The following is an 18,212-nucleotide window of genomic DNA, read 5'->3' on the forward strand; positions in this document are numbered from 1 at the left end:
AGTCGGATGAGTCTTGCCGCCATTCTCGTGATGGTGACCGGAGGGGTCTGGGTCGGCTACGGCAGCTTCTGGCTGCTACGGCACCGGAGCTATCGGGTCGACCAGATCCCCAGGTTCGTCATGGACCTCATCGGGTTCCCGGTGGAGTACATCCAGACCGTTCGCGGTCGGTCTGGCGTGCCGTGGGCGCTGCTGATGCCCAACCTTGTGATCTTCGGCCTCTTCACCTTCGTGCCGGTGATCCTGAACTTCTGGGTCTCGCTGACCGGCGGCCCCTCGATCAACATCTACGAGCGTCCGTTCATCGGCGTCGAGAACTACACGCGGATCTTCGACTGCGAGACGATCCTGACGCCGAAGACCTGCACGAACGAGGGCTATGCCTTCTGGCGCGGGCTGTTCAACACGCTGTTCTATGTCGCGGTGCAGGTGCCGGTGCTGTGCCTTGCCTCGCTGATGACCGCGTTGGTCGTTAACAAATCCCTGGCCGGGCGTGGGTTCTGGCGAGCGATGTACTTCTACCCGGTGATGCTGTCGCCGGTGGTGATCGCGAACATCTGGTCGTGGATGCTGGATCGCAAAGGCGCGCTGAACGCGGCGCTGGGGTCGACGACCGAGACCATCTCCGCGCTGTCGGCGACGGCCTATTTCGACCTGACGATGACGGTGATCCTTGGCGTCCTACTGCTGGTGGCGAGCGAGCGCACGCTGCGGGCAGGGCGTGAGCCCTCGGTCGCGTGGGCAACCGTATTCGGCGTGCTTTTCACGGCGCTTATGGCCTGGTCGAATATCGTCGCGGCAATCGTGCCCGGCGCGCCAGGCTGGGCGAGCCTGCTGGCGGGCCTGGTTCTTTCCGGCTGGCTGGCGTGGTTCGTCTCTACCGGCAGCGCAGGGATACGCTACGCGCTGATCGCCTTCTGCATCGCCGCTGCCGCGCTGCTGCTGACGATCCAGTTCGACACCGTGTTCGACCTTGGCCGGTTCCGCCCGATCAACTGGCTGGTCACGCCGAACACCGGCTGGCCGATGTTCTGGCTGATATTCGTCTACACCTGGTCGAACATGGGCTTTTACATGCTGATCCTGCTGGCCGGCCTGCAGGCGATCCCGCCCGATCTCTACGAGGCGGCGAAGATGGATGCGACCAAGCCGTTCCGGGTCTTCTCGCGCATTACCATGCCGCTGCTGGTTCCGACGATGCTGGTGGTGCTGGTGCTGGTCCTGATCCGAAGCTTCCAGATGTTCGACGAGGCCTATCTGCTGACCGGCGGCGGGCCGGGCAGCGAGACCCGGATGATCGTGCAGAACATCTATGACACCGCTTTCGGGACGCCGAATCCGGACTACGGCATCGCCTCGGCGGCGTCGATCCTGATGGCGCTTATCATCGCCGTGTTCACCTTCGCGCAGCTTTACATGTCGCGCCGCAGCTCGGGGGTTTGATGATGCGCAGCCTCACCCGCTTTCTGACCCGGACCAAGGGCGCGAACGGCAGCATCGGGCTGACCGATGTGCTGGCCTTCAGCTACCTGATCCTCGGGGTACTGATGATCCTGGTGCCGGTGCTCTGGACCTTCCTTGCCTCGATCAAGTCCGAACGGGCGTTGAACACGTCCGATACGCGGCTGCTGCCCTACGAGCAGGTCGAGCGTACCATCGAGGGGTATGGCGAGAAGTTCATCTACGAGGTCGAGACCGAGGATGGCGATCGGGTGGAGGTCTTCAAGGCCGGGCCGACGCGCCGCATCACCGAGGTGGCGCCGGTCGACCGACCGGACGAGACCTTCGAGGTTCCGCGTGTGGACCTCGAACCGGCCGAGGACGTCCGTGTCGCCGTCGAGAACTACCTCGACCCGATCCTGAAGCGGAACGGGCAGACGAACTTCCATTTCGCCACGTACCTGTTCAACTCCGTCTTCGTGACAGTGATGGCGACGCTGATCACGCTGGTAATCAACGCAATGGCGGCGTTCGCGCTGTCGAAATACCGGTTCAAGGGGCGGCTGAGCGTCACGCTGCTGATCATCTCGACGCTGCTGATCCCGAGTGCGATGACGCTGGTCTCGACATTCTTCGTGGTCTGGACGCTGGGCATCTTCGGCTCGCTCTGGGGCGTCATCATCCCGGCGGCCGCGACCCCGACGGGCGTGTTCCTGCTGCGCCAGTACATGCTGACAATCCCGGACGAACTGCTGGAAGCCGCGCGCATGGACGCCGCATCCGAGTGGCGGATCTTCTGGCGAATCATCATTCCGCTGTCGATGCCCGCGCTGTCGGTGCTGGCGATCCTGTCGGTCATCTGGCGCTGGAACGACTTCATGTGGCCGCTGATCGTGCTGATCTCGGATCCGACCAAGCACACGATCCAGATCGGCCTGACCGCCTTCTCCGGCGAGTTCGACACCAGCCTGCACTACGTCCTTGCGATGACGGTGGTCTCGCTGATCCCGGTCACGCTCGTCTTCGTCTACCTGCAACGGTTCATCACGACCGGCATCGCAAACACAGGTCTGAAATGAATAGCGCTCCGACACTCGAGCTGAGGGATATCCGCAAATCCTTCGGCGAACTGGAAGTCATCCACGGCATCGACCTGCAGATCCATGAGGGCGAGTTCGTCGTCTTCGTCGGCCCGTCCGGGTGCGGCAAGTCCACGCTGCTGCGCCTGATCGCCGGGCTGGAGGATCCGACCAGCGGCGACGTGAACATCCTCGGCAACCGGGTCAACGACAAGCCGTCCTCGGATCGCGGACTGGCGATGGTGTTCCAGAGCTACGCGCTCTACCCGCACATGTCGGTGCGAAAGAACCTGTCGTTCGGGCTGGAGAACACCAACATGCCCCGCGCCGAGATCGAGGAGCGGGTGCAGGCCGCTGCCTCGCTCTTGCAGATCGAGCAGCTTCTGGAGCGGCGCCCCGGTCAGCTTTCCGGCGGTCAGCGGCAGCGGGTCGCGATCGGGCGTGCCATTGTCCGCGAGCCGGTCGTGTTCCTGTTCGACGAGCCGCTGTCGAACCTCGATGCCGAACTGCGCATGCAGATGCGGGTGGAGATCTCGAACCTGCACGCGCAGCTGTCGAACACGATGATCTACGTGACCCACGACCAGGTCGAGGCAATGACCATGGCTGACCGTATCGTGGTCCTGCGCGGCGGCAACGTGGAGCAGGTCGGCAAGCCGCTGGAGCTGTACAACCACCCCGCCAACAAGTTCGTCGCCGGGTTCATCGGTGCGCCGCGAATGAACTTCGTCGCCGGTCGCGTCCGGCAGTCGGGCGGAGAGAGCGTTCTGACGCTCGACGCCGGCTACGAGCGTGTGATCGCGACCGATCTACAATTGCCCGACGGATACGCAGTGACGGTCGGCGTGCGGCCCGAGGCGATCCATGTCTCGCTTGACGGCGATGGGGATATCGAGGTCGGGGTCGAGAACTTCGAACAGCTTGGCGCGGTGACGTATATCTACACCGTGCTGTCGACCGGCGAGAAGGTCACCGTGCAGCTGCCGCGCCAGGTGGCACTCACGCGCGGACAGAAGATCCACATCACCTTTCCGAAGGACAGCATTCACCTCTTCAGCGACGAGGACGAGGCGGCGATCCCGTTCACATGACCCTCGGCCGTCCCGGCCTGGACAAGTACGCACCCCGAATGTGCGGATGTGCTCCGTTTCTCGGGAACACTTACAGGAGACACCATGACTGACAGCTTCAAGTTCGCGGCGATCGGGATCGAGCATCGCCATATCTTCGGTATGTCCCGCAACCTGATGGACGCGGGCGGCATCCCCGTTGGCTGGTGGAACGAGGGCCATCCCGAGACCGAGGGCATGATGCAGAAATACCTGCCCGATCTGCCCCGGGTCGAGGATCGCCGGACCTTCCTCGACGATCCCGAGATCGCCATGATCCTGATTGCCGACATTCCCAGCCGCCGGGCCGATCTGGCCATCGAGGCAATGGAGGCGGGCAAGGACGTGATGGTCGACAAACCGGGCTGCACGACGCTTGAACAGCTGGACCGGATCCGCGAATGCCAGGCGCGCACCGGCCGTATCTGGTCGGTGAACTTCTCGGAGCGGTTCGAGGTTCCGAGCGTGACCCGGGCCGCCGAGTTGGTGCAGGCGGGTGCCATCGGGAAAGTTGTGCAGACCTGTGGACTGGGCCCGCACAGGCTGAACAAGCCGACCCGTCCGGGCTGGTTCTTCGACCGCGAGGCTTATGGCGGGATTCTTTGTGACATCGCCTCGCATCAGATCGACCAGTTCCTTTACTTCACCGGCTCGACCGACGCCGATATCGCGACCGCGACCGTCCGGAATTACGCCAACCCCGAGACGCCGGGCCTTCAGGACTTCGGCGAACTGGTGCTGCGCAACGAGAAGGCTCACGCCTATATCCGCGTGGATTGGTACACGCCGGACGCGCTGCCCAATTGGGGCGACGGGCGGCTGACGATCCTGGGGACCGAGGGCTACATCGAGATCAGGAAGTATGTCGACATCGCCAATCCGCTGGCGACCGACAACCTGTTTCTGGTGAACGCCGAGCGCTACGAGAAGATCGATTGTTCGGACGCCGGGCTGCCCTATTTCGCGCGGCTGATGGCGGATGTCCGGGACCGGACCGCGACCGCGATGCCACAGGAGCATGCGTTCAAAGTCATGGAGCTGGCGCTGAAGGCACAGCTGCTGGCCGAAGGCACTGCGGCATGATCCGGGTCGCCATTCTCGGCGCGGGCATCGGGCAGAGCCACCTGGCCGCCTATGCAGTCCTTCGCGAACGGTTCGAGGTCCGGACCGTCTGCGACATCGACGCCGAGCGGGCGGGCCAGATGGTCAAGGGAACCGGCATCCGCGTCGAGACCGATCTGAACGCGGTGCTGGCCGACCCTGAGATCGACCTCGTCGACGTCTGCCTGCCGCCACATCTGCACTTCAGCGTCTCGAAGGCGGCGATGGAGGCAGGCAAGCACGTAATCTGCGAGAAGCCGCTGGTGCCCTCGTTGCGCGAGGCGGATGCGCTGATTTCCGTCGCTACCGACAGTGGGCGGCAGTTGTTCCCGGTGTTCCAGTATCGCTACGGTCAGGCGGCGGCGCAGCTCGACGCGCTGCGGGAGGCAGGGCTGGTCGGCAAGCCTTATGCGGCCAGCATCGAAACCCACTGGAACCGCGGCGCGGCCTACTATGCGGTCGACTGGCGCGGAACCTGGGCGGGCGAGAACGGCGGCGCGGTGCTGGGCCATGCGATCCACAACCACGATCTGCTGGCGGCGATCATGGGACCAATCGCCCGGCTGAGCGCGACGGTGACGACCCGCGTGAACCCGATCGAGGTCGAGGACTGCGCGGCGATCCTGTTCGAGATGGAGAACGGTGCTGTCGCCACCAGCTCGATTACACTGGGTGCGGCCAACGATACGACGCGGTTCCGGTTCTGCTTCGACGGGCTGACCGCCGAAAGCGGGTCCGAGCCCTATGCCCCGATGTCGGGGGCCTGGAAATTCTTCGCGCGAGAGCCCGCGAAACAGGCGGATGTGGATGCGGTCCTTGCCGAGGTGCCGACGGTGCATCCCGGCTTCATCGGGTACTTCGACGCCATAGCGGATCATCTTGGCGGCAGGCCCGGCCGCGCTGTCACGCAGGAGGACGGCCGCCGCTCGATCGAGCTTGTCGCCGCGATCTATCACGCCAGCCGCACTGGCGCCCGGGTTAGCCTGCCGGTTGGGCCGGAAAACCCTCTTTACTCCGGTTGGGCGCCGGCAGCCTGAGGCACGGATAGCGATGTACGGCACCAATCTCGACGAGCTTCACACCGACAACAATCGCGCCGACTATCCGGCGCCGGCGGGCGAAGGGGACACGCCACCGACTAACACCACCCCGCACAAGCTGGCGGCGGGTGAGGCGATCAATCGCTGGCTCTACACCAACCCGAGCATCGAGCATTGGGAAGGTGAGATGCGGCCCACTGTCGATAAGGTGGATTACCGGTTTCTAGCCGCGGTCACCGGCCTTTCGCCTGCGCGGGACAAGCTGGATGCACGCGGTCCGCTTACGGACACCGCCGTGCCTGCAGGGCCGTTCGAGCATCTCTATGTGAACAGCAGTTCGCCGAACGTCGACTTCTCGCTGTTCGCCTATGTGCCGCTGTTGATCCGCCGGGCGTTGCGCTGTCGCTTGCATACGGGCGAAGGCGGGCGTGCGCGCTTTCGCCTGACCGCCTGCGGGGCCATTCGCCTGTGGCTGGGCGACGAACTGGTCGAGAGTTTCGCACCCTGGTCCTTCAACTACGAAAGCTCGCGCGAGGTGGAACTGGACCTTCCCGCGGGGGACGTGGACCTGACCGTCGAACTGGAGGATCTGCACGAGCGGAACACGGTCAACTATTTTGCGGTGACCTGGATCTCGGGGGCAGAGGTCTCGTACTCCGTGCCCGCGGCGGACCCCGAGCGGCTCGAGGATGCGATGGCCGTGATCGACGGGCTCGATTTCGATCGGGTCTACTTCGATGGGGGGCCGCTATCGCTTGGCCTCGAGCAGCCGCCGCGTTTCGGGCTGCCGGTCGAAGTGGTCTCGCTGGGGCAGGCGGCGCGTAACCACAGCTACGAGTGGTTGGATACGCCGCCGATCACGCTGACGCTGGAGCCGGGGGCGTCGACGGTGACGTTCCCGGATGTCGAGACACTTCCGACGGGATGTTCCGAAGTCACCATTTGCGCACGCGTCGGCGACGTGCGGATCCCGAAGCGTCTGGGGACAACGATCCTGACGCGGGCCATTCCGCTTCACGGTAGGGACGTCGCCGCGCGCAAGGCCGAGGTGCTTCGCCACACGCTGAACGACACCGGCAGCGAGATCTCGGTCGCGATGGTACATCTGGCGCAGGGCGTCTGCTCCGACAGGACCCGCCGTGTGCTTGAAGAAGGATTGCGGCTGATCGAGAGTCGCCACGATTGCTCTGACTTCGCCTATCTGGCGGCGCTGCGCATCTGGCGCGATTATCGCGGGACCCTTCCCGAAGACCTCGAAGTGCGGCTGGAACGCGCACTGCTGGGCTTTCGTTTCTGGGTGACCGAGCCGGGCAACGATGCCATGTGGTTCTGGTCCGAGAACCACATCCTCTGCTTCCACATCTCGCAATACATCGCCGGACACCTCTTCCCGGACAGGCGCTTCCCAAACAGCGGCCGGCTGGGCGAGACCCATGAGGCAGAGGCGCGGCAGCGGCTATATCGGTGGTTCGAATCCATAGAGAGCTTCGGGCTGTGCGAGTGGAACTCGGCCGCCTATTACCCGATCGACATGTTCGCCCTGCTGGCGCTGCACGACCTGTCGCCCGACGAGGTGCTGAAGCAGAAGGCGAAGCAGTTGCTGGACCGGATCTTCGTGATGACGGGACTCCACACCACGGGCGGCGTGCCTGCGGGGACGCAGGGGCGGTCCTATGAGAAGGAACTGCTGCCCGGCCCGATCAACGAATTGGCTGTGACGGCGGCCATCGCCTTCGGCGGCACGTACTACCCGGCGCAGGGGCGCGCGGCGTTCAGCTTCTGCCTGTCGGACTACGAGCCGCCAGAGGCTGCGGCCCGGTTCGCGCGCCCCGCCAGGGGCGAACTGATCGAGGCGCGCTATCATCAGGGGTTCCGGCAGCATGGCAAGCTGACGCTGTGGAAGACGGACCAGGTGCAGCTTTCGACCGTTTCGGACCACATGACCGGGACACGCGGCGCACAGCAGCATGTGATCGACGTCCAGTTCGCCGGGAACCCTATGGCGCGGTTGTGGATCAACCATCCCGGTGACCGGAAGCCTTGGTCGGAACGCCGCCCTTCGCGGCTTGCGGGCAACCACTGGCTGCCGAGGGTCGCGCAGCATGGCGGCACGGCGTTGATGATTTACGACGTGCCCGAAGACGACCGGTACATCCCCCATAGCCAGCTCTTCGCAATCACCCCGGCTTTCGATGAGCTATGGCAGTGCGAGAAGGGCGTGCTGCTGCGATCGGGGCAGGCCTGTGCCAGCATCTGGTGCTCGGAGCCGCTGGAGGTGGAGACGCGGGGCGCCTATCGCGGGGCAATCTTCCGGGCCAACGCCCGGCGGACCGCCTGGGTTGTCTCGCTTGAGACCGATGTGTCCGAGGCGGACGTCGCCCGCTTGCAGGAGCGGCTGCAGAACGATGCGCTGGACTTCGACCGGGAAGCACTCCGGCTCGGGTATGGAGCTTATGCGCTGGATTATCGATCCGGACACTTCACGAAGGATGGGCAGGAGCTGCGGCAGGATTTTGGCTCCCCGGTGCCGTTCGTGTCGGTGAACGGCGGCGAGTTCGCCGAGTGGAACAAGCTGCGGTGATGCGCTGAACCGGGATCAGGCGGCCGGGTCTTGCGGCGGTTCGGCTGCCTCGTTCCCGGTCTGCGTGTCCGTATCGTTCAGCGTCCACGTCACGACCAGGTCGTAGAAGACGCCGAGCACGACCGGGCCCAGGAACAACCCGATCAGACCATAGCTGAGCGTGCCTCCGACAACTCCCACGAATATCACCACGGCCGGTGTCTTGAGCCCCCGGCCCATCAAGAGCGGCTTCAGAACGTTGTCTATCAGGGTCAATGGTACGACGGCGAGGGTCAGAAGCAGGGCCGTCATGCCCGACATCGTGAGCCAGGCCCAGATCAGGACAGGCACCACCACGAGTCCGGGGCCGATCTGGATGATGCACAGGAACAGCATGACGAAGGTGAGAATCCCGGCGCTGGGGACGTCGGCGAGATGGAATACGATGCCGATCGCAAGAGACTGAAGCGCAGAAACCCCGATCACGCCGCGCGATACGTTGCGGATCGTCAGCGTGGCTGTATCCACGAACTCGGCACCGCGCGGGGCGACAACGCGCGAGGCAAGGATCCGGCCCCCGTGCGCCAGCGCGGGTCCACGAACGAGCAGCACGCCGGCCAGGATTATCGCGAACAGGATGCGAAGCAGATCGAAGCCGATGCCGGATATCAGTCCCAATGCGCGCGAGCCGATTGGCGTGAGGATCTCGTGGTAGCGGGAAAAGACCTCGTCGATGCCGGCCGAACTGGCGGCCCAGAACTCTGCGACCTTGTCACCCACGACCGGCAACGAGGCGAGCCGGGGCGGAAGCGGCGGCGCGCTTAGTGTGCCGGCGTTGATCTGGGCGACCAGATCGTTGGTGTTCTCGATGAAGCTGCGCGTGATCGCGGCGACCGGGCCGATGACAACGACGAGCAGCGCTATTGTGAGAAGAGTCGCCGCCAGACTTTTCCGGTCTCCCATCTTCCGTGCCAGCCAGACGTGCATGGGGGCCAGGATCACCGCGAGGACCACAGCCCACACGCCGATCACCAGGAACGGGCGGATCAGGCCGAAGGACCAGTAGACGAAGAGACCCAGCAGCGAAAGCCGGACAACCAGGTCGATCATCCGGGCTTCGAACTGGTCGATCCGCTCGGCGGCTTCGTCTCCTGCCTGCGGCGGAGTGTGTTTCTCTTCGGTCGGCTGTGTCATCGCGTGGCTCCGGCAGGCGAGCGGGAACGGTGAAGCGCGGCGTCCAAGGACGGTTGTGCCCGCGGTCCCCTCATGACGTCGCCCTCCGGTTCGCGGTCAATGGCCCTTCAGCACCAGCAACTGCACCGGCATCAGAATTGCCTGGATCCGCAGGATCGCTGCGTGGATCAGCCCGACGGCGTCGATCCCGTGCAGCATCACGCGTTTGGCGCTGCCGGTGCTTTCGTCTGCGATCACGTCGTGGTTGTTGGTGTAGAGGTTCGCAATACAGCTGGCGCCCTGCGGCAGACCTTCGAGATCGCCCTCGTAGAGCGGCTCCATGATCACGGTGATCGAGCCTGCGGTCGAGACGTTCTGAAGCTCCACAAGCTGGTCGGTTGGGCGGATCTGGCCGCTGGCGATGACGTTCTGGATCTCGGTTACGACCATCGGAATGACCTGCCACGGCTTCGCCATGCAAGCGACCTCGCCGATCATGCCGAGCTTGATGACCTGAGACTCGATCTGGCCGAATCCCGCGGCAAGGCCGGTGACCTTGCGCTCCGGCACGAGGATGCCGGCAGGGCGCAGCATCGGGTTCACCACGTCGCCGGGGCGCAGCGTGAACTGCTGCACGACGCCGTCGGTCCCGGCCACCACCAGCGTCTTCTCGAGGTCCACCTCGGCCTCGTGCAGGGTCGCTTCGGCATGGGCTTTCCGGGCGGGCAGCTCGAAGTCGATCGTGGTCTGCAGCACCTCGCGCGCGGCAATTGCGGCATCGACAAGACCCTGCTCGGTGTCTACGCGGACACGGGCGCGGTCGACTTCGCGCTTCGAGACCGTGTCGGGGTTGCGATCATAAAGCTCCTGCCGGGTCTCGTATTCGTCATAGGCCTGCTGGTAGTTGCCGCGGGCCTGGACGATCCGGGCCTCGGCTTCTTTCAGTTGGGCGGTCGCGACGCGGACCTGGGCGTCGATCTCGTCGATCGCGCGTTTCGCCGCCTCGACGGCGGCTTCCTGCGAGGTGCTGTCGAGCCGGAACAGCGGATCGCCTTCCTTCACGATGCCGTTGATGTCCACATAGGTCTCGGCCACGCGGCCGTTGGTCTCGGGCAGGATGGTGACGGTGCGGAAGACCGAGGTCGCAGCCTTGGTCGAGGGGTGGAAGTAGAAGATCGTGGTAATCAGCGAAATCGTCAGGATCACGCAGAGGGTGATGCCCCAGCGCAGTTCGTACCAGACGGAGAACAACGTGATCTCCTTGCCGACGCGCTTGCCCTGAACGAAGCGGCGATAGAGAAAATCCGGCAGGATCGTCAGCGAGGAGCAGAGCATGAGTTCGAGCATCGGTCAGGCGCCCCGCATCTCGGTCGGCGCCTCGTTCGACGCCCCCGCAGTCGGTGTGTTGTCTTCCGCTGGTGGTTCGGGCTCGCCTGCCATCTTGCCCAGCGAGCGGGCCATGGAGGTCAGCGGCGTCGTGAAATCGGGCAGCGGGACGAGCGCCAGCAGAAGCCCCGCGATCCAGAAAATGTGGTTGTGGGTGAACAGCGCGATCAGCGCCAGGACCGCCACGATCTCGTACTGGAGCTTCTGGCCCCGGTGCGCCATGTGCTCGGGCAGGGCGTGGAGCTTCAGGTAGAAGACGCCGATCCCGATAATTGCCAGGATCAGGAAGACCCCCATCGAGGTCATCAGCCAATCGGATTCGTCCGGGCCTGGAACGAACATAGGCAGGTGATGCGTTGCGAGCGGGTGCATGGCGTGGGACGCTTCGTGTTCGGTGTCCATGCAGGTCTCCATCTGGCGGGGGCGGCGTTAACCCGAGCGGGACCCGCCGGGCAGGTGTCGGGTGGTTCGGCATCGGCAGGATGCGCTTCGGACAATAGCGGCCCCGCCTTTATGAGGCAACTTGCATGTCCCGTCACCGGCATCTGTCGTGGCGGGGGTAACTTACTGTAAATGCTTGCGGTAAACTCGGCAGACCGACAGTTGCCTTGGCTTCTTCAGCCGGCGCGCAGTGACGCCCCCCACCTTGGGTCGATGCGTGCTATGGCATGGGTCACCGCCCCGATCAGGTCGGGATGGATCTGGCGGAAGACGAGATCCTGCGCCAGCTTCGTTCGCAGGCTGGGGGCGAGCTTGTGGGCCTCGTCCAGCCGCTCGCGCGCCTCGGTGTGACGCCCGAGTTCGTTCAGCGCGGCCGCCGCCATCATTGGTACATAGGGTATCCTCGGCGCATCGATCGCCCGGCATTCGCGCAGCGCGTCCTCGTAGCGGCCATGGGCGAAATGGTAGAGGACCAGCCCCATGCGGTACTGGCCGGTCTGAAGCGGGTTCCGGATGTAGGCCTCTTCAAGCATCGCAACCGCGCTTTCCCAGTTCATCCGCATCGCATAGCGGAAGCCGAACTCGGCAAGCAGTTCCGGATCGTTCGGGTTCAGGGCCCTGGCGATCTGAAGCGTCTTCAGGCTTTCGTCCGGGTAGCCCGAGAACCACTCGGCCACGGCGCGGGCGTGGTAGGCGCGGCTGGAGCTGGGTGCGAGATGGATCGCGCGCCGCGCCAGCTCGAACGCACGGTCGAGCGGGTGGACGTCCAGGCCGGGAACGTCGTAGCCGTAGCGTGCGGCGTTGGAATACATCAACGAGAGGCAGGGATAGGCCGCAGCGAAGTTCGGATCGCCCTCGATGGTGGCTTCGAGATCCTTGCGCAGCGGCTCGAAGAGCAACGGGTCGAGCGACCGCCAGTAGTCCTGAAAATCCAGCAGCTTCTGATATCCGGTAAGCTGTGCCGGCTCGTTGCCGACGGCCTCGCGAGCCTGGCTGTCCAGGATGCCGTCGCGCAAGGCCAGGACGCGGGCGATGTCCCCGGCGATTTCGGTGCAGAGGCTGATCACGCGCTCAGGTTCAGGCAGCTTGCGCTCAAAGCTCTGTGTCCAGACGAAGCGGCCGTCTTCGGCCTTCTTCATCAGCAGGTCCACGCGCAGCAGCTCGCCCGAGACGTTGACGGTGCCCATGAGTCGGTAATCGACGTGAACGAGCGGCGCCCGGTCGCCGTCCGGCCCGGCGAGCGCGTCGGCGGTTTCGAACCCGTAGACAAAGAGCTCGGTGAAGCGCGTCAGCGCGGCGACGACCTGGCGGGTCATCGTCCGCCCGATCTTCGAGATACCATCCAGATCGCCTTCCTGATCGAAGTTCTCGACCAGCAGCCTTGGGCCGAGCTCCTGGAGGGAATGGGGCGGCGCGGTATCGGTGAGCGGCGGCGGGGCGGGCGACTTGCTTTCCGTTCTCTCGAAGACCGGGACATAGGCGCCTTTCGGGATCGAGAGGCGCACCCCGTCCCGCTCGCCCTCAACGAGGTAAAACAGCTCGATCGCGCGTCTCAGCCGAGCGGCCTCGATCCGGACGATGGAATCCTGCTGCGGGTCGAAGTCGTCGCTTCTGCCGAAGACGCCCGTCGCGATCGTATAGGCCTTTATGCGGTCGGCGCGCCCGGACAGCGTCTCGTCCACGACGAACTGCAAAAAGCGCCGGTTGCGCTCGGACGCCTGGAAATCGGATGAGCCCAGGATCCGTTCGAGTTCTTTCCTCACGGAGTCGTCGCTCACCGCTGTGGGTGCGAAAGTCGTCATGTCGGAGCCTCCCGGGGCGGCCGGTCTGTCGATCAATAATCCGGTCTGGAAGCTGCGATGTTACGGTAACGTACTCGTGACCATTCGGACAATCTTCAAGATCACGGCAATATCGCACTTCCTGAAATATCTGAAGAACACGCTACGTCGTGGAGGCTTCGTGGGTCAATGCGTGTCGTCGACCAAGTCTCGGAGAGATTTCCGGACCGTGCGCTGCTGATCCGCAGGCTTTACTTGCGGGACGAGGGCTTTCGCGCGGTTTGCGAGGATCTCGCGCTGACCTTGAGTTCCCTGCGGCGGTTCGAGGCGCGCCCCGATGCACATCTGCGCCCGGAGGTGGACGACTACCGCACGGTGTTGTGCGAACTTGAGGCGGAACTGGTGGACTGCCTCGATTCGGTCGACGGCCGGTGATGCGCCGGGAACCGGGGTGCGGGAAAGCCCGTGAGCTAACAGTAAGCTACACCCCCTGGATAGATCGGGTTTGCAGCATCCCTGTAGCCTTTCGGCAACGGCGGTTGTCTGGCCGCTGCCACCCGGGGGGAACATGGACAAGCACATTCTCGAGACCGGTCCGGACCGACGGATCGATCACTTCTTTTCGCTTCCGGGTGCAAGAACGGACCGATGGCGCGCGCTTCACGCGGCGGCGCGTTACTGGGCGCGGGGGCGCGGAGACAAGGACACCGTGCGCGGTCTGTTCGGCGAGCTGGGCCCTTACGAGGCCTTTTTCGCCTATCCGGGGCGGTCACTGCTTGCGTCGTTGCGGCAGCGGATCGATGGCGGCCGCGCCGAGGCCGCCTCGATCCTCGCGCAGCGTATCTCCGAAGCGATCCTGACGCGGTCCTACAAGGAGGACGCCGATGTATGGCAATCCGCCGAGGCGGTTGCCGAGACGCCGCCCGAGCTGAACACCACCACGCTGGCCCGCGGGCAGTCACATCGGCCCTATTTCGAGATGCTGCTCGTTGCGCCCGGCGCCGAGACCCGTAGCGAGCACCTGATCGAGGAAATGCGCCACCTGCGCCGCGCCGAGGACGCGTTCATCTACGAGACGGTACCCGTCGCCAGCTTCGAAGAGGCGATCTGCGCCGCGATCCTGAACCCGGCCATTTCCGCCGTGACGATCTACGAGGGGTTCGACCACGAGACCTCGAACCCGGTTCCCGTGCTGCGCGACTTCCTGGCCTCGGCCGGTTTCGATGCGGCGCATGTCGCGGGCGCGGATCTGCCGCTGTCGCTGGCCAATGCGCTGAAGCGGGTGCGGCCCGAGCTGGATATCTATCTTCTGTCCGACCGCCATGTCGAACAGATCGCCGGCGATGCCCGGGCCGCGAACGTGCGCCGGGTGCTTTACTCGGTCGAGGAACTTCTGGAGCTGCATCTGTGCGTGCTGGAGGGCATCGACGACCGGTTTCGCACGCCGTTCTTCGACAACCTCAAGAAATACGCGATGCGCCCGATCAGCACCTTCCACGCGCTGCCGATCGCGCGAGGCAAGTCGGTGTTCAAGTCCGACTGGATCCGCGACATGGGCGAGTTCTATGGCCTGAACATATTCCTGGCCGAGTCCTCGGCGACGACCGGCGGGCTGGATAGTCTGTTGGAGCCGACGGGCAACATCAAGCAGGCGCAAGAGATGGCTGCCCGCGCCTTCGGGGCGGATCATGTCTTCTTCGTCACCAACGGCACGTCCACCTCTAACAAGATGGTGCATCAGGCGCTGGTGGCGCCGGGCGATATCGTGCTGCTGGACCGGAACTGCCACAAGTCGCACCATTACGGACTGGTGCTGGCCGGGGGCCAGCCGCTCTACATCGAGGCGTTCCCGATGACGGAATACTCGATGTACGGCGCGGTGCCGCTTGCCAGCATCAAGAAGGCGCTGCTGGATCTGAAGGCCGAGGGGCGGCTGGACCGTGCCAAGATGGTCGATCTGACCAACTGCACCTTCGACGGGCATATCTACAATACGCGCCGGGTGATGGAGGAATGCCTCGCCATCAAGCCGGACCTGATCTTCCTGTGGGACGAGGCCTGGTTCGGGTTCGCCCGCTGGTCGCCGTTCCTGCGACCCCGCACCGCGATGGGCGCGGCCGAGGCGATCGAGACCTGGATGCACGATCCGGCTTCGGTCGAGGCCTATGAGGCGCAACAGAAGGAACTGGGGAAGAACCCCTCGGCGGCAAAGCTGATGGAAACCCGGCTGATCCCCGATCCGCGCAAGATCCGGCTTCGGGTCTATCAGACGAACTCCACCCACAAGTCGATGTCGGCGCTGCGGCAGGGGTCGATGCTGCTGGTCAAGGACATCGACTTCGGCGAGGTCGAGGCGCAGTTCCACGAGGCGGTGTTCACCCATGCCTCGACCAGCCCGAACCAGCAGCTGATCGCCAGCCTCGACGTCGCTCGCCGCCAGATGGAGCTGGAGGGCTACGGGCTGGTCGCCAACGCCATCGAGATCGCGCTCGATATCCGCCAGGAGATCAACGCGCACCCGGTCATCTCTAAATATTTCAAGGTGCTGGGCGCCGACGAGATGATCCCGGCGGAGTACCGAAATACCGGTTTCACCGATTTCCTGACCCCGGGCGTCGACTGGGAGGACCAGGTGCGGTCCATGCACGAGGACGAGTTCTGCCTCGACCCGACACGCATGACACTGGTCTGCGGCACGGCCGGTTTCGACGGCACCCAGTTCAAGAAGCTGATGGCGGACGAGTACGACATCCAGTTCAACAAGACCTCACGCAACTCGGTCCTGCTGCAGTCCAACATCAACAACACCCGCAGCGATGTCGCCAACCTGATCCGGGTGCTGCTCGATATCGCGCACGGGATCGAGCGTGATCTGGCGAAAGGCGGCGAGAATGCCCGTGCGGCTTTCGCGGCACGTGTGAAATCGCTGATGGAGGACGTGCCGGACCTGCCGAACTTCAGCCATTTCAACGAGGCGTTTCGCTGGGACGCGGGCAAGAAGACCTCGGAAGGGGACATGCGCTCGGCCTTCTACAGCGCCTATTACGCCGAAGGCTGCGAGTATCTGCCGCTCGACAGTCCCGACGTGGATGCGCGGCTGAAGAAGGGCCCCGAGATGATCTCGGCCAATTTCGTGATCCCGTATCCGCCAGGCTTCCCGATCATGGTGCCGGGGCAGGTCATCACCAGGGAAACGATCGACTTCATGCGCAAGCTGGACGTGAAGGAAATCCACGGCTTCGAGAAGGACAAGGGGCTGAAGCTCATCCGTCCGGATCACGCCAAGGATCACGTGCGCAAGTAACGCCCGAGAGCAGGAGACCAGACCATGTGGACCTTCTTCGTCGAGATGCTTCGGGCGAACCCGCACATCGCGATCTTTTTCACGCTGGCGGTCGGCTACTGGATCGGGGCCAAGCGCTTCGGCAGTTTCAGCCTGGGCGCTGTCACCGGTACGCTGCTGGCCGGCGTCATCATCGGTCAGCTGGGGATCGAGGTCTCGGGGCAGGTGAAATCGATCTTCTTCATCATGTTCCTGTTCGCCGTGGGCTTCGGCGTCGGGCCGCAGTTCGTGCGCGGCATCGCGACGGATGGTGCACCGCAGGCGCTGTTCGCGGTGGTCGTTTCCGCGCTTTGCCTGCTGTCGGTCTGGATCGCCGCAATGGTCGCGGGTTACGGGCCGGGGCTTGCGGCGGGGTTGCTGGCCGGGGCGCAGACAATCTCGGCCTCGATCGGCCTGGCGGAGGATGCGATCCGCAATTCGGGCATCGAGAACGCCGAGGCCGAGATGGCCCGGATCCCCGTGGCCTATGCGATCACCTATCTGTTCGGGACCATCGGCACCGGCTGGATCCTGGCGTTTATGGGGCCGAAAATGCTCGGCACCAATCTCGAGGACGCCTGCAAGCGGTACGAGCGGGAAGTGCTGAAGGGCGGCACGCAGGACGGCACCTATGTCAGCGCCTGGCGCGCGCGGGAACTGCGCGCCTACCGTGTGCACGACGGTGGCAAGGCGGTCGGCACCACCCGCGCTCAGCTCGAGGCCATGGCCGAGGGCGAACGCATCTTCATCGAGCGCCTGCGCCGTGGCGGCGAGCTTGTGATGCCAAGCGACGACACTCAGCTTCAGGCCGGTGATGTGGTTGCGGTCTCGGGACGGCGAGAGGTGCTGGTGGGCCTGTTCGGTACCGCCGAAGAGGTGGACGACCGTGAACTTCTGGACGTGCCGGTCGAGGCGGTCGACGTGTTGATCAGCAACAAGGCGCTCGATGGGCGCGAGCTAATCGACATCGCGAAGGAGCCTTACACGCGCGGCGTCTATCTGAATTCGATCCGGCGTGGCTCGGCGGCGGTGAACATCCCGATCCAGCCGGGTACCAAGCTGAACCGGGGCGATATCGTTCGTGTCGCAGGCTCGAAAGCCAACGTCGAACATTTCGTCGCGCACGTGGGCTTTGCCGACCGTCCGCTGACCACCACGAACATGGTGCTGGTCGGCCTGTCCATCCTGATCGGTGGTCTGATTGGCGCGCTGGTGCTGCCGGTGGGTGGCGTGCCGATCACGCTCAGCACTTCGGGCGGGGCGCTGCTTGCGGGGATCTTCGTCGGTTGGCTGCGCACAGTGAAGCCGCAGATCGGAAACATTCCGCAGCCGACGCTGTGGTTCATGAACTCGGTCGGCCTGAACGTCTTCATTGCCGTTGTCGGCCTTTCCTCGGGGCCGACCTTCGTCGAGGGGTTGAAGGAAGCGGGCTTCGGCCTGTTCTTCTGGGGCCTGTTCGCAACCTCGGTGCCGATGCTGGCGGCGCCCTATATCGGCAAGTACCTCTTCAAGTTCGACGACGCGATCAACCTGGGCTGCTGTGGCGGCGCGCGGACCTCGACCGCCTCGGTGGCGATGGTCGGCGAGGTGGCGAAAAGCGACGTGCCGATGCTCGGCTACACGGTGCCCTATGCGGTCAGCAACACGCTGTTGACGCTCTGGGGTCTCGTGATCGTGCTGCTCGTCTTGTGACCGTTATGGCGGGGAGGACAGCCTGTCCGAGGTGTCGACGCCCCCGCTGGCCAATGTCCCTTTTACAGTCGGCCCGGCCCGCGCCCGT

Annotated in this window: 13 protein-coding genes; 9 read left to right on the forward strand and 4 right to left on the reverse strand. The window is 64.4% G+C overall.

The genetic code is table 11. The annotated features are described in order from the left end of the window. Window positions 1–6 precede the first annotated feature (6 nt). The 6 genes from ACW9UR_RS19265 to ACW9UR_RS19290 all read left to right on the forward strand — a co-directional run bounded on the left by ACW9UR_RS19265 (window position 7) and on the right by ACW9UR_RS19290 (window position 8,350). Window positions 7–1,443 (forward strand): carbohydrate ABC transporter permease, encoded by a 1,437-nt coding sequence (locus ACW9UR_RS19265; RefSeq protein WP_458918689.1) that lies wholly within the window; start codon window positions 7–9, stop codon window positions 1,441–1,443. Continuing rightward, a complete protein-coding gene (locus tag ACW9UR_RS19270; protein ID WP_458918690.1) occupies window positions 1,443–2,519 on the forward strand; it encodes a carbohydrate ABC transporter permease in 1,077 nt (358 codons plus the stop codon). Before ACW9UR_RS19265 ends, ACW9UR_RS19270 begins: the two co-directional genes overlap by 1 nt. Beyond that, on the forward strand, window positions 2,516–3,610 hold the full coding sequence (locus ACW9UR_RS19275; protein WP_458918691.1) for an ABC transporter ATP-binding protein: 1,095 nt from the start codon (window positions 2,516–2,518) through the stop codon (window positions 3,608–3,610). The genes ACW9UR_RS19270 and ACW9UR_RS19275 overlap by 4 nt, the downstream gene beginning before the upstream one ends. Before the next feature lie 84 nt (window positions 3,611–3,694). Next, on the forward strand, window positions 3,695–4,711 hold the full coding sequence (locus ACW9UR_RS19280; protein WP_458918692.1) for a Gfo/Idh/MocA family protein: 1,017 nt from the start codon (window positions 3,695–3,697) through the stop codon (window positions 4,709–4,711). Next, the gene (locus tag ACW9UR_RS19285; protein ID WP_458918693.1) at window positions 4,708–5,766 is read left to right on the forward strand and encodes a Gfo/Idh/MocA family protein; all 1,059 of its coding nucleotides are present in this window, start codon (window positions 4,708–4,710) and stop codon (window positions 5,764–5,766) included. Before ACW9UR_RS19280 ends, ACW9UR_RS19285 begins: the two co-directional genes overlap by 4 nt. A gap of 13 nt (window positions 5,767–5,779) precedes the next feature. Further along, window positions 5,780–8,350, forward strand: a complete 2,571-nt coding sequence (locus ACW9UR_RS19290) for a hypothetical protein (RefSeq protein WP_458918694.1) — start codon at window positions 5,780–5,782, stop codon at window positions 8,348–8,350. A 15-nt stretch (window positions 8,351–8,365) separates the two neighbouring features. On the opposite strand, the gene ACW9UR_RS19295 is transcribed toward ACW9UR_RS19290, so the two are convergent. The 4 genes from ACW9UR_RS19295 to ACW9UR_RS19310 all read right to left on the reverse strand — a co-directional run bounded on the left by ACW9UR_RS19295 (window position 8,366) and on the right by ACW9UR_RS19310 (window position 13,131). Next, window positions 8,366–9,523: an AI-2E family transporter gene (locus tag ACW9UR_RS19295; RefSeq protein ID WP_458918695.1), complete on the reverse strand. Its 1,158-nt coding sequence runs from the start codon at window positions 9,521–9,523 to the stop codon at window positions 8,366–8,368. A 96-nt stretch (window positions 9,524–9,619) separates the two neighbouring features. After that, entirely contained in the window at window positions 9,620–10,849 is a 1,230-nt protein-coding gene (locus ACW9UR_RS19300; protein WP_458918696.1) for an HlyD family secretion protein, read from the reverse strand. A 3-nt stretch (window positions 10,850–10,852) separates the two neighbouring features. Then, a complete protein-coding gene (locus tag ACW9UR_RS19305) occupies window positions 10,853–11,290 on the reverse strand; it encodes a hypothetical protein (RefSeq protein WP_458918697.1) in 438 nt (145 codons plus the stop codon). Between the two features lie 215 nt (window positions 11,291–11,505). Beyond that, window positions 11,506–13,131, reverse strand: coding sequence for a tetratricopeptide repeat protein (locus ACW9UR_RS19310; RefSeq protein ID WP_458918698.1), 1,626 nt, complete (start codon window positions 13,129–13,131; stop codon window positions 11,506–11,508). Between the two features lie 168 nt (window positions 13,132–13,299). Here ACW9UR_RS19310 and ACW9UR_RS19315 point away from each other — a divergent pair, with 168 nt between their 5' ends. The 3 genes from ACW9UR_RS19315 (at window position 13,300) to aspT (ending at window position 18,124) form a co-directional block, all read left to right on the forward strand. After that, window positions 13,300–13,545 carry a hypothetical protein gene (locus ACW9UR_RS19315; protein WP_458918699.1) on the forward strand — a complete coding sequence of 82 codons (246 nt, stop codon included), beginning with the start codon at window positions 13,300–13,302 and terminating at the stop codon, window positions 13,543–13,545. A gap of 133 nt (window positions 13,546–13,678) precedes the next feature. Further along, the gene (locus ACW9UR_RS19320; protein WP_458918700.1) at window positions 13,679–16,414 is read left to right on the forward strand and encodes an ornithine decarboxylase; all 2,736 of its coding nucleotides are present in this window, start codon (window positions 13,679–13,681) and stop codon (window positions 16,412–16,414) included. Between the two features lie 24 nt (window positions 16,415–16,438). After that, window positions 16,439–18,124 (forward strand): aspartate-alanine antiporter, encoded by a 1,686-nt coding sequence (gene aspT, locus ACW9UR_RS19325; protein ID WP_458918701.1) that lies wholly within the window; start codon window positions 16,439–16,441, stop codon window positions 18,122–18,124. Window positions 18,125–18,212 lie beyond the last annotated feature (88 nt).

The sequence above is a fragment of the Halovulum sp. GXIMD14794 genome (assembly GCF_054457455.1).

What these genes read in the sequence shown, in the direction of transcription:
- ACW9UR_RS19305 (WP_458918697.1), bottom strand. Translation starts at nt 11,290, where the DNA reads ATGGACACCGAACACGAAGCGTCCCACGCCATGCACCCGCTCGCAACG.
- aspT (WP_458918701.1), top strand. Translation starts at nt 16,439, where the DNA reads ATGTGGACCTTCTTCGTCGAGATGCTTCGGGCGAACCCGCACATCGCG.
- ACW9UR_RS19275 (WP_458918691.1), top strand. Translation starts at nt 2,516, where the DNA reads ATGAATAGCGCTCCGACACTCGAGCTGAGGGATATCCGCAAATCCTTC.
- ACW9UR_RS19280 (WP_458918692.1), top strand. Translation starts at nt 3,695, where the DNA reads ATGACTGACAGCTTCAAGTTCGCGGCGATCGGGATCGAGCATCGCCAT.
- ACW9UR_RS19285 (WP_458918693.1), top strand. Translation starts at nt 4,708, where the DNA reads ATGATCCGGGTCGCCATTCTCGGCGCGGGCATCGGGCAGAGCCACCTG.
- ACW9UR_RS19265 (WP_458918689.1), top strand. Translation starts at nt 7, where the DNA reads ATGAGTCTTGCCGCCATTCTCGTGATGGTGACCGGAGGGGTCTGGGTC.
- ACW9UR_RS19290 (WP_458918694.1), top strand. Translation starts at nt 5,780, where the DNA reads ATGTACGGCACCAATCTCGACGAGCTTCACACCGACAACAATCGCGCC.
- ACW9UR_RS19315 (WP_458918699.1), top strand. Translation starts at nt 13,300, where the DNA reads ATGCGTGTCGTCGACCAAGTCTCGGAGAGATTTCCGGACCGTGCGCTG.
- ACW9UR_RS19270 (WP_458918690.1), top strand. Translation starts at nt 1,443, where the DNA reads ATGATGCGCAGCCTCACCCGCTTTCTGACCCGGACCAAGGGCGCGAAC.
- ACW9UR_RS19300 (WP_458918696.1), bottom strand. Translation starts at nt 10,849, where the DNA reads ATGCTCGAACTCATGCTCTGCTCCTCGCTGACGATCCTGCCGGATTTT.
- ACW9UR_RS19295 (WP_458918695.1), bottom strand. Translation starts at nt 9,523, where the DNA reads ATGACACAGCCGACCGAAGAGAAACACACTCCGCCGCAGGCAGGAGAC.
- ACW9UR_RS19320 (WP_458918700.1), top strand. Translation starts at nt 13,679, where the DNA reads ATGGACAAGCACATTCTCGAGACCGGTCCGGACCGACGGATCGATCAC.
- ACW9UR_RS19310 (WP_458918698.1), bottom strand. Translation starts at nt 13,131, where the DNA reads ATGACGACTTTCGCACCCACAGCGGTGAGCGACGACTCCGTGAGGAAA.